We start from the raw sequence: 11,417 nt of genomic DNA on the forward strand, positions 1-11,417 counted from the left end.
ACGCGGTGCAGCGTTCTTCACGATGCACCGCAGAGCCGGGACCTATTTCGGTGGCTAAGGTGGGTCCCGGTTCTGCAGCGCGTCACAAGCGTGCCGCGCAGCGCCCGGGACACGGGCCTAAACTCTCGTCATATCGAATTGCGCCTTTTGGCCGGTGCCGTAGCGGCGCAGCGCGCCTTCTTCGCCGACCGCGTTGGGGCGCTGGAAGATCCAGTTCTGCCACGCCGTGAGGCGCGAGAAGATTTTCGATTCCATGGTCTCGGGACCAACGAAGCGCAAATTCGCTTCCATGCCGGTGAGGCCGTCGGGCGAGAAGGATGTGCGCTCTTCCAGGAACACCCGCACCTCGTCGTCCCAATCGATGTCGTCGAGCGCGAAGGTGACCAGGCCAAGCTCTTCGGCTTCCTCCGCGTCGAGAGTGGTGCCGATGGTGACCTCCGCGCGTTCCAGATCGGACGGATCGGCCTGGAAGCGCGATTGCAGGCGGGTCAGGCCGTGGCTCATCGGGTAGGGGCCGAAATTCAGCGCGGTGAGCTGGATCGCCGGCGGCGGGCGGTTGTCGCCCTGGCGTGAGCCGATCAGCATGTAGGAGCGGTCGGCGGCGAACACGAGTTCGGCGAGCGTGCCGGCAAAGCAGGAGCCGGGCTCGACCAGCGTCACCAGCGTGCGCGAGGTAACGTCGATGCGCTTCAACACCCGTTTCCAATAATGCCTGATCTCGTTGACCAGCCAGTGCGCCTTGTTGGCTTCGAGGAAGGCGTCGCAAGCGACCACAGTGGCCGGGTCGCCGTGCGACTTGAACACCAGCATCGCGATTTCGAGTTCGTTGATACGCAAGTGAAGGATTGCATCATCGAGTTCGCGCGCCACCTGGAGCGGCCAGAACGACGCGCCCTGCGCGATCAGGCCGTCGATATCGGCGGGCGGCGCGGCCTCCGGCGCCTTGATCGAAATGGTCGCAATGCGCGCCGCGCGGTCGATATCGACGCTGACGAAGCCGTAGCGGATGCCGGCCTCGTCGATGGTGCGATTGAGCGGCGCAAGCGTGATGCCCTTGCCACTGCCGTTGCGCTTCGAGCTGGCGGCAAATTCCTTGGCGCGCTCGGCAACCTTGGCCTCCAGCTTACTGTTCGGCGCGATTTCATCGACCAGCCGCCAGGCGACGGCGCGCTTGCCTTTAATTCCTTCCTCGATGGTGCAGAAGAAGTCGGCATGGTCGCGGCGCACCTTGCGCTTGTCGACCACGCGCGTCAGTCCGCCGGTGCCCGGCAGCACCGCGAGCAGCGGCACTTCCGGCAGCGCCACGGCGGCGGCGCCGTCATCGGCCATGACGATGTGATCGGTCGCGAGCGCCAGCTCATAGCCGCCGCCGGCCGCGGTGCCGTTGACGACGGTGATGAAGCGCTGCCCGGAGTTTTCCGATGAATCTTCCAGACCGTTGCGAGTCTCGTTGGTGAATTTGCAGAAATTGACCTTGTGGGCGTGGGTCGCACCCGCCAGCATGCGGATGTTGGCGCCGGCGCAGAACACGCGGTTCTTGCCGGAACGCATCACCACCACCTTCACTTCAGGATGTTCGAAGCGCAGCCGCTGCACGGCGTCGGCGAGTTCGATGTCGACCCCGAGATCGTAGGAGTTCAGCTTGAGCTGATAACCCTCGAACAGGCCGGCATTCTCGTCGACGTCCATGGTGAGGGTTGCGACCACGCCCTCCACCGCCAACTTCCAGTGACGGTAGCGCGACGGATCGGTTTGAAAATCGATGTATTTCGCTCCCCCCGCAAGGACGCGATCTTCACCGGCCATGAGCCACCCTCTGTCGTTTTCTCAGGATTTGTTTGGTTCGTTGCATGCACAATAGTTCATGTTCTTGAATGAGTCTAGCCTAAAACGCCGGAACATGCATTTTGTTTCATGTTCGGCCGGCGGCCGCAAAGGCCACGCAATCGGCCTTGGCGAGCTGCGGCTGCTCCAGTTTGGCCTTGATGATGCCGGCCAGCGCCGCAACCGGAAAGCTGTCGGCAAAGCCGTCGCCGCCGACATTGCGCATACCAAGCGCCTCGAGTTCGCCGAACGCTTCACCGAATAGCCGCACCGCGACGTGCGGCTTTTGCATGCGCAGCCGCAGGTTGGCGGTCGTGATCAGGATGCAGGCTCGCAGCAAAATCCGCTCGCGGCCGCCCTGCGGCGCCGCCGCCCATACCGCTTCCAGGATCTCCTGCGACTCCCAGAAGTAGCCGTGGTCGTTGAGCGCCATGCCGTAGCGCAGCGCCGGGTGGCGCGCCGGCACGTAGCCCTGGAAGCGCGCCGGCACCAGCGCTGCGATCTGTGCCAGCGTTTCGTAATCGGCGGCGGCTTCCTTGGACTGGCCGGGCACATAAGCCCATCGCGGCAGCGGCAGATGACCGATGCCTGCGGGCGGCGCGGTCATCGGAACGGCGCCTCGGCAAGCGCATGAACAAAAGCCTTACGCGGCCCGTCCCTGCGAGCCGCTACCTGTGTGCAACACCGCCTTTGCGAATTCCGAAATCGCATCGAGCGTCGCCTCCGGCGTTTCGCGATGCGGCTGATGTCCCGCGCCCGGAATCACAGTCACATCGACCGGACAATAGCATTCTTCCTGCGCGATCTCGACCTGGCGCATGGTCCCATATTGGTCGTCCACGCCCTGCACGATCGCCACCGGCACGCGGATATAGGCGAGGTATTCGGAAATATCCCAGTTGCGGAAATCAGGATCGAGCCATGCGCCGTTCCAGCCATAGAAGGCGTTGTCGACGTCCCTGTGCCAGCGCGAAAGCTTGCCCTTCAGGTTCGTGGTCTCGTAGGCGGTCCGGATCGCCGCAATCGACGCCACCGAAATATCCTCGACGATGAAATGCGGGGCGATCAGCGCGAGGCCCTGCACGCGGTGATCCTGATGCGAGCCCGCATAGATCGCCGCGATCGAAGCGCCATCGGAATGGCCGAGCAGCAGGCCGCGGCGAAAGCCGATCTTGTCGAGCAGTTTTGGCAACACGTCGAGCGCCTCGACATGCATGTAGTCGAGCGGCCGCGGCAGTTTTACCGGCGTCGATGCGCCGTAGCCCGCGCGCGAATAGACGAACACGCCCGCGCCGGTCGCGGCCTGCAACTTGTCCGGAAAGTCGCCCCACAGGCCTGTCGACCCGAGCCCCTCATGCAGCATCACGATAACAGGCGCGTGCTCGGGCGACGGACCGATCATGCGGTATTCGAGATGGGAGGCGCCGACCGTGAGGAAGCCTGAGGGGGTTAGGGTTGTCATTGTAACCGCTCCCCTCACAACACGGCGCGGTGAGCTCCCTCCCCCCTTGCGGGGGAGGGTTGGGGAGAGGGGTAGCCACGCGCACCGCCGTTGCGGCTTACCCCTCTCCCTAGCCCTCCCCCGCAAGGGGGGAGGGAACGAGCGCCACTTGCGGCAACACTTTGCACTTCGAATGACAAGTCCATCATGCCTTCGCCGTTTCGCCATCCCGCAGCTTGAACCGCTGAATCTTCCCCGTGGCCGTCTTCGGCAGGCTGTCCACCACGTCGATCCAGCGCGGATATTTCCATGGGCCGATCTTCTGCTTGACGTGTTCCTTCAATGCTTCATGCAGATCATCCGTCCTGGCGCCGGCGCGCAGCACGACAAAGGCTTTCGGCTTCAACAGTCCTTCAGGATCGGCTTCGGGGACGACGGCGGCCTCGAGCACGGCCGGATGGGTGATCAGCGCGCTCTCGACCTCGAACGGCGAGACCCAGATGCCGGAAACCTTGAACATGTCGTCGCTTCTGCCGCAGAAGGTGTAGCGGCCATCGGCGTCGCGAGTGTATTTGTCGCCGGTGCGGGTCCAGTGGCCCTCAAAGGTCGAACGGCTCTTGGCGCGCTGGTTCCAGTAGCCCTCGCCGGCCGAGGGCGCATCCACCAGCAATTCGCCGACCTCGCCATCGGCCACTTCGGCGCCGGCCTCATTGACCAGCCGCACCTTGTAGCCGGGCACCGGACGGCCGGAGGAGCCGTATTTGATGTCGCCGGGCGCATTGGAGAGGAAGATGTGCAGCAGCTCGGTCGAGCCAACGCCGTCGAGAATGTCGACACCGAAGCGCGCCTTCCAGGCGTTGCCGACCGATTCCGGCAGCGCTTCGCCGGCGGAAGTGCAGATGCGCAAGCGATTGCCGGCGCGCGCGTCCTTCAGCGTCTCGTCGTTGAGCATCGCGGCGAACAGCGTCGGCACGCCGTAGAAGATAGTCGGGTTGTACTTGTTCATCAGCGCGAACATCGCAGCCGGCGTCGGCCGTTCCGTGTGCAACACCGTGGAAGCACCGACCGACATCGGAAACGTCAGCGCATTGCCGAGGCCATAGGCAAAGAACAGTTTTGCCGCCGAGAGACAAACATCGTCCCCGCGAATGCTGAGCACCTGCTTGGCGTAGGTGTCGGCCGTCGCGGCGAGGTTGGAATGCAGATGCCGCACGCCCTTCGGCATGCCGGTCGAGCCCGACGAATAGAGCCAGAACGCCGGCTCGTCGGGATGCGTCGCCGCGGTCGCGAACGTATCGCTCTCGCGTGCGAGTTCATCGGAGAGTTTTTTGTGGCCGTGGGCGTCCTTGCCCGACACGACAACATGCTCGAGGTCCGGCATCCGCGCGACGACATCTTTGACGACCGGCAGCAGCGCTTCGGAAACGAACAGCACGCGCGCGCGGCAATCTCCGAGAATGTAGGCGTACTGCTCCGACGTCAGCAGCGTATTGAGCGGCGCCGGCACGACGCCGGCGCGGATCGCGCCGAGAAACACCGCGGGAAAGTCCACTGTGTCGAGCATGATCATCGCCACGCGCTCTTCGCGGCGGACGCCGAGCCGGCGCAGCATGTTGGCGACGCGGCGGGTCCGCCGCTGCAGCTCGCCATAGGTGAGTTCGGTGACGGTATCGGTGAAGGCGAGCTTGGCGCCGCGCCCCTCCTCGACATTGCGGTCGAGCAGCCAGGTCACCGCATTGTACGAACCGGACGTGCCGCTCACGACACTTCTCCCCTGAGTTTTTAAGAATTATAATTCATACAAAGACACCGGCTACGCTTGCTGTCAATCCTCATCGGCATTATGTTTCCGAAATCCGTTCACCCCGACGCAATGCCGAACGAGGGAAATGACCGAGGCCAGCGACCCCGAATCCGGCTTTCTCGAGCAGCTTGGCCAGCGTGTGCGCACCATGCGCGCCCTTCGCGGCATGTCGCGAAAAGTGCTCGCAAAAGTTTCTGGAATTTCGGAGCGCTACATCGCGCAGCTCGAAAGCGGCAAGGGCAACGTCTCGATCGTGCTGCTCAGACGCGTATCGAACGCGATGGGCGCGCATCTCGAAGATCTCATTCCCTCAGCCGAGCCCGCGCCGGATTGGGCCGTGATCCGCGATCTCTTGCGCAAGGCAACGCCGGCGCAGATTGCGCAGGCCAAGGATGCGCTGGCCGGCGGCGGCCTATCGGCGCAGCGGCGGATTTCCTTTGCCGGCATCGCCCTGATCGGCCTGCGCGGCGCCGGCAAATCCACCCTCGGCAGGATGCTGGCGAAGAAGATCGGCTGGAAATTCGTCGAGCTCAACAAAGGAGGTCGAGGCGCAGAACGGCTTGTCCGTCGCCGAGATCATCGCGCTCTACGGCCAGGAAGGCTTTCGCCGCATGGAGCAGGCGGCACTGACGCAATTGCTGGCGCGCAAGGAATTGATGGTGCTGGCGACCGGTGGCGGCATCGTCTCCGAGCCGTTGACCTTCGACCTGATCCTGTCGTCGTTCTACACCATCTGGCTCAAGGCCGAGCCGGAAGAGCACATGGCCCGCGTCCGCCGCCAGGGCGATTTGCGCCCGATGGCCGACGACCGTTCCGCGATGGCGGAATTGCGCAACATCCTGGTCAGCCGCGAACCGCTCTATGCACGGGCGTCAGCCGTGGTCGATACCGCAGGGCTCTCCGTCGACGCGGCGGCGGCGCGGCTGAGCGATGCGGTCGCGCCGGTGCTGCATGACAAGCACGCGTTCGGCCTGCGCAGCGCAGCGTCCTGACCGCTTCTACGAAAGCGCCATTCGTAACGGCTGTTTCGGCCAGGCCGAAGGTACGCGCTCGACGGTTGCATCCGATGGCAAGCGCGACCGTTAACCACCGCACAAGTTCCATGCGAGCGACGGCTGTAACACACGCTGAAGGAGTGTTACTAAAGCGTTAATCGCATGGGGGACTATCATGCTGGAGCGCCGTCAACACCAAAGAGCCCGCGTCTATTACGGCGGGATGGTCGCGTTCAACGCGCGCAATTCGACGCTTGCCTGTGTCGTGCGTAATTTCAGCAGGCGTGGCGCGAAGATCGAATTCGAGAACTCTGCCATCGTCCCCGACCGGATCGATTTCGAGATCGGGCGCAGGGGCCTCTCCTGCCCGGCCCGCCTCGTCTGGCGCGACCACAACGCGGCCGGGCTGGCGTTTTCAGATGTAGAAGAGACGAGCGACGTCATTCCGCTGGAACGGGCACGCAAGCTGCGCGCGACCGAACGGGCCAACCGGCGGCTGCAGTCGCGTCTCGATCAGCTTCTGTCCGAGCATTAGAACGCATGAGCAGCGTTGAAGGCGAAGACGACGCCATCCTTGCCGTCGCCCGGGCACCGAAGGTGCGCCGACGCCGCCTGCGCACGATCCTTCTGGCCGTGTTCACCGCGCAATACACGCTCGTCGCCATGGCCGTCAGCCTCTCGGTTGCGGGCATCCTGCACTATCTGGTGACGCCGAAGGTCGTCGCCCAGTTCGAGGCGATCGCCGCGGCGTTCAAGCACTAGCCCGGGTGCCCTCGAACTTCGGGCCTGTTCGCGATACTGATGGCGCATGAAGCTCGTTTTCCTCCATGGCTCACCCGCGGTCGGCAAGCTGACGGTCGCCAACGCTCTGCTCCGGATGGTGCCGGGCCGGCTGATGGACAATCACGCGGCGATCGATCTTGCACGTACGATCTTCGACTTCGACGCGCCCGGATTCTGGGAGCTTGTCCACGACGTCAGATCGTCGGCGCTCAATGCCGCGGCAGCGAACGGCGTACCGTTGCTGGTGATGACGTTCTGCTACGCCGAGCCCGACGATCGCGTCCAGTTCGCGAATTTCGAGGAGATCGTACAACGGTACGGCGGCGATTTGCTGCCGGTCTTCCTGCATTGTTCGCGCGAAGAAGCGATGAAGCGGGTCGGCAATCCCGACCGGGTAGCGCGACGCAAGATGGCTTCAGGCGAAGCCCTCACCAGATTTCTCGACAGCTACGACTTCACGGCAGTGCCGCGGCCCGATTGTGTCCGGCTGGATACCGAACTGAATTCGGCGGAGGCAATCGCGCAGAACATCGTCCGCCATTTCGGACTCACACCAGCATCGATTTGACCGACGCCGCCGCCTCGCGCAGGCGGGGCAGAAAGCGTTCGACCATCTCTTCCGCGGACACGCGGTCGACATGCGCGCCCATGTTGATGGCGGCGACGATCGCGCCGTCGTAGCGGCGGACCGGCACCGAGACCGAGCGGAAACCCGGCTCGGCTTCGCGATCGACCAGCGAATAGCCCTGCGCGCGATCGGCGACGATCGTCTTCAGGAGCCGCTTCTTGTCGGTGACGGTGAACGGCGTCAGCGGCGCAAGCTCCATCCGGTCGAGCGCAGCGGCCACTTCGTCATCAGCCAGGCGCGACAGCAGGACACGGCCGACCGAAGTACAAAACGCCGGCAGCCGGTAGCCGATATCGATGCCTGACGAGAAGATTCGTGTCGGGCTGGCGCGCGCGATGAAGACGACATCGTTGCCGTCGAGGATCGCCATCGAGGAGATTTCCTGCGCTTCGCTTGACAGTCTATCCAGCGCCGGCTGCAACACCGAGACGACATGGTTGGAGGCGAGAAAGCTTGACGCCAGCACCAGCACGCGCGGTGTCAGGCGGAATAGCTTGCCGTCAGTTACGACGAAGCCGGCGCGTTCGAGCGTGAAGAGGATGCGCCGCGCGGTCGCGCGCGGCAGCTCAGCCGCCTTGGCGAGGTCGCTCAGCGTCATCGGCTGCCGGCTGCCGCCGAATATCTCCAGCACCCGCAGGCCGCGATCGAGGCTTTCGATGAAATCGGTCGCGCCGCGGTTGTCTGCGTCCGCCGCGCGCTTAAGCTTCGGCATCGCTGCCTCCATAATCCGCTTGCCTCGCGCCAAGCCTACGTTAAAATCGCACAAAAGTTCAATAGGCGAACAAATCTGATATCGGAGGCCTCGCCATGATGAGCCAGGAAGCGAACGACCTGATCACCCGCACCGGCCGCAAGGACCCGTGCGGCAAGCTGATGCGGATGTACTGGCAGCCGGCGGCGCTGGTCGACGAGCTGCAGGGATCGCGGCCGGTTCGCCCCGTAAAGCTGCTCGGCGAAAACCTCGTGCTGTTTCGCGACGAGCAAGGCCGCTACGGCCTGATCGACCGCCACTGCGCGCATCGCGGCGCCGACCTCGCGTTCGGGCGGCTGGAGAATGGCGGGTTGCGTTGCGCCTTCCACGGCTGGCTGTTCGATGTCTCCGGCCAATGCCTGGAAACGCCGGCCGAGCCAAAAGACTCAAAGCTGTGCCAGGGCATCAAGCAGCGCTCTTACCCCGTGGTCGAGAAGAGCGGCATCCTCTGGGCCTATCTCGGCGAAGGCGAACCGCCGGCGTTTCCGGAGATCGACTGTTTTGTGGCGCCCGACAGCCATACCTTTGCGTTCAAGGGCCACATGAATTGCAACTGGCTGCAGGCGCTGGAAGTCGGCATCGATCCGGCGCACGCCTCCTTCCTGCACCGCTTCTTCGAGGACGAAGACACTTCCACTGCCTACGGCAAGCAGTTCCGCGGCGCATCCGCCGGCAGCGACATGCCGATGACGAAGATTTTGCGCGAATACGACAACCCGATCATCAATGTCGAGCACACCGAATATGGCCTGCGCCTGATCGCGCTGCGCGAGATTGACGAAGAGCGCACCCATGTGCGCGTCACCAACCAGCTTTTCCCGCACGGCTTCGTCATCCCGATGAGCACGGAGATGACGATCACGCAGTGGCACGTGCCGATCGATGACGAGAACTGCTACTGGTACGCGATCTTCACCTCTTACACGACGCCGGTCGACAAGACGAAGATGCGCGACCAGCGTCTCGAGCTCTATGAGCTGCCGGACTACAAGTCGCGCAAGAACAAGTCGAACGATTACGGTTTCGATCCGCACGAACAGGCGACCGCGACCTATACCGGCATGGGGACCGACATCAACGTCCACGATCAATGGGCGGTGGAGTCGATGGGCCCGATCCAGGACCGCACCAACGAGCATCTGGGACAATCCGACAAGGCGATCGTGCAGTATCGCCGCCTGCTGCGGCAGGAGATCGAGAAGGTGGTCGGCGGCGAGAAGCCTATGCTGTTCCTCGACGCGGCACATGCGCGCTCGATCCAGGGGCCTGCCACGATGGACGGCATCGGGCCCACGCAGGGCTGGGAAATCTACTGGATGGAAATCGACGTCAAGCGCCGCCGCGGCGCGCCCTGGGCCGCGCCGGTGCCGGCGGAGATTTCCGGCAAGGTGCCCCACCTTACGGCGGCAGAGTGATTTAGCACCGTCATTCCGGGGCGGCTCGCAGAGCCGAACCCGGAATCTCGAGATTCCGGGTTCGATGCTGCGCATCGCCCCGGAATGACGGAAGATGGGGGATAGACGTTGAGTTTCGTAGAACGTCACGGGCTGTGGTCGAACGAGCAGCAGGAGGCCGCGAGCCGCCTGCGCAGGATCGTCGAGGAGAAAAATCTCGAAGTCATCCGCCTGTCCTTCCCCGATCAACATGGCATCCTGCGCGGCAAGACGCTGGTCGCCAGCGAAGCGATCGCCTCGCTAGAAAGCGGCTGCTCCATTACCACCACGATGCTGGCCAAGGACACCTCGCACAAGACGGTGTTCCCGGTGTTCACCGCCGGCGGCGGGTTCGGGATGAAGGAGATGGAGGGCGCCGCCGACGTCTTGATGGTCGCCGACCCCACCACGTTTCGGGTGCTGCCGTGGGCGCCGACCACCGGCTGGCTGCTGTGCGATCTCTACTTCAACGATGGCCGTCCGGTGCCGTTCGCCACGCGGCATCTCTATCGCAAGGTGATCGATCAGCTCGGGCAGCGCGGCTACGATTTCGTGGCTGGGCTCGAAGTCGAATTCCATCTCTTCAAGCTCGACGACGCGCATATGGCGCCGGAGGATGCCGGCCAGCCGGGTCGGCCGCCTTCCGTCAGTCTGCTGTCGCACGGCTACCAATATCTCACCGAGCAGCGCTACGACCAGATGGAGCCGGCGCTGGAAATCATCCGCCGCGACGTGCTGGCGCTCGGGCTTCCCTTGCGATCGGTCGAGGTCGAGTTCGGTCCGAGCCAGTGCGAATTCACCTTCCAACCGACCAGGGGCCTCGCGCCCGCCGATAACATGGTGCTGTTCAGATCGGCCGTAAAACAGATCGCGCGCCGCCACGGCTATCACGCCACCTTCATGTGCCGGCCAAAACTGCCCAATGTCTTCGCCTCAGGCTGGCACCTGCATCAATCGCTGGTGTCGCGCGCAAGCGGCGAGAATGCGTTCATGGCCGGCGAAAAGGATGAGGTGCTGAGCTCGTTTGGACGCGCCTATCTCGCGGGACTGCTGGAGCACGCCCGCGCATCCACCGTGTTCACGACGCCGACCATCAACGGCTACAAGCGCTACCGCTCCTATTCGCTGGCGCCGGATCGCGCGATCTGGGGCCGCGACAACCGCGGCGTCATGATCCGCGTGCTCGGCGGTCCGGGCGATGCGGCCACACGGCTGGAAAACCGCATCGGCGAGCCTGCGGCGAACCCGTATCTTTACATGGCCTCGCAGATTCTCTCAGGCCTGGACGGCGTCGACCGCAAGCTCGATCCGGGACCGTCAGCGGATGCACCGTACGAGACCAAGGCGGCGTTGTTGCCGAAGAGTTTGCGCGAGGCGGTGTTCGCGCTGCAGGACGATCCGTTCTTCCGGCAGGCGCTGGGGGCGGAGTTCGTGGACTATTACGTCCACATCAAGAACGCCGAGATCGAGCGGTTTCAGGCCGAAGTGTCGGACTGGGAGCACCGCGAATATTTCGAGATGTTTTGAGGCTGGGAAACTCCGCTCTCTCAGTCGTCATTGCGAGCGCAGCGAAGCAATCCATCAATCAGCAAGCGGAAGCATGGATTGCTTCGCTGCGCTCGCAATGACGGGCGGATCGGCCGTGCCCCAATCTCCGGAATCGTAGGGTGGGCAAAGCGACTTGTCCGCCGTAGCTCAACGAGCGAAGGCGGAAGCGTGCCCACCATCGGGCGTCCGACGGGATGGATGGTGGGCACG

10 protein-coding genes and 1 pseudogene are annotated in these 11,417 nt (G+C 63.8%); 6 read left to right on the forward strand and 5 right to left on the reverse strand.

Annotation, left to right across the window (positions count from 1 at the left end; all coding sequences use genetic code 11):
* Positions 1–117 precede the first annotated feature (117 nt).
* The 4 genes from boxC to V1277_RS11875 form a co-directional block, all read right to left on the reverse strand.
* A complete protein-coding gene (boxC, locus tag V1277_RS11860) occupies positions 118–1,806 on the reverse strand; it encodes a 2,3-epoxybenzoyl-CoA dihydrolase (RefSeq protein WP_334416304.1) in 1,689 nt (562 codons plus the stop codon).
* Positions 1,807–1,912: 106 nt separating this feature from the next.
* A complete protein-coding gene (locus tag V1277_RS11865; protein ID WP_334416305.1) occupies positions 1,913–2,431 on the reverse strand; it encodes a DUF309 domain-containing protein in 519 nt (172 codons plus the stop codon).
* 36 nt (positions 2,432–2,467) lie between these two features.
* Complete coding sequence (locus V1277_RS11870; RefSeq protein ID WP_334416306.1) at positions 2,468–3,286, reverse strand: alpha/beta fold hydrolase; 819 nt, start codon at positions 3,284–3,286, stop codon at positions 2,468–2,470.
* A gap of 184 nt (positions 3,287–3,470) precedes the next feature.
* A complete protein-coding gene (locus V1277_RS11875; protein WP_334416307.1) occupies positions 3,471–5,027 on the reverse strand; it encodes a benzoate-CoA ligase family protein in 1,557 nt (518 codons plus the stop codon).
* A 127-nt stretch (positions 5,028–5,154) separates the two neighbouring features.
* On the opposite strand from V1277_RS11875, the pseudogene V1277_RS11880 reads away from it, so the two are divergent.
* The 4 genes and pseudogenes from V1277_RS11880 to V1277_RS11895 all read left to right on the forward strand — a co-directional run bounded on the left by V1277_RS11880 (position 5,155) and on the right by V1277_RS11895 (position 7,415).
* Positions 5,155–6,061, forward strand: a pseudogene (locus V1277_RS11880) (helix-turn-helix transcriptional regulator).
* A 178-nt stretch (positions 6,062–6,239) separates the two neighbouring features.
* Positions 6,240–6,599 carry a PilZ domain-containing protein gene (locus V1277_RS11885; RefSeq protein WP_334372320.1) on the forward strand — a complete coding sequence of 120 codons (360 nt, stop codon included), beginning with the start codon at positions 6,240–6,242 and terminating at the stop codon, positions 6,597–6,599.
* 5 nt (positions 6,600–6,604) lie between these two features.
* Entirely contained in the window at positions 6,605–6,826 is a 222-nt protein-coding gene (locus V1277_RS11890) for a hypothetical protein (protein WP_334372318.1), read from the forward strand.
* Between the two features lie 46 nt (positions 6,827–6,872).
* Positions 6,873–7,415, forward strand: a complete 543-nt coding sequence (locus V1277_RS11895) for a hypothetical protein (protein WP_334416308.1) — start codon at positions 6,873–6,875, stop codon at positions 7,413–7,415.
* Here V1277_RS11895 and V1277_RS11900 read toward each other — a convergent pair.
* On the reverse strand, positions 7,396–8,187 hold the full coding sequence (locus V1277_RS11900; RefSeq protein WP_334416309.1) for an IclR family transcriptional regulator domain-containing protein: 792 nt from the start codon (positions 8,185–8,187) through the stop codon (positions 7,396–7,398). The two genes, V1277_RS11895 and V1277_RS11900, sit on opposite strands and share 20 nt — an antisense overlap.
* Positions 8,188–8,282: 95 nt before the next feature.
* On the opposite strand from V1277_RS11900, the gene V1277_RS11905 reads away from it, so the two are divergent.
* The gene (locus V1277_RS11905) at positions 8,283–9,641 is read left to right on the forward strand and encodes an aromatic ring-hydroxylating dioxygenase subunit alpha (protein WP_334416310.1); all 1,359 of its coding nucleotides are present in this window, start codon (positions 8,283–8,285) and stop codon (positions 9,639–9,641) included.
* A 108-nt stretch (positions 9,642–9,749) separates the two neighbouring features.
* Positions 9,750–11,186: a glutamine synthetase family protein gene (locus tag V1277_RS11910; RefSeq protein WP_334416311.1), complete on the forward strand. Its 1,437-nt coding sequence runs from the start codon at positions 9,750–9,752 to the stop codon at positions 11,184–11,186.
* Positions 11,187–11,417: the final 231 nt, after the last annotated feature.

Origin of the sequence: Bradyrhizobium sp. AZCC 1588, from assembly GCF_036924735.1 — a bacterium.
Classification (GTDB): domain Bacteria; phylum Pseudomonadota; class Alphaproteobacteria; order Rhizobiales; family Xanthobacteraceae; genus Bradyrhizobium.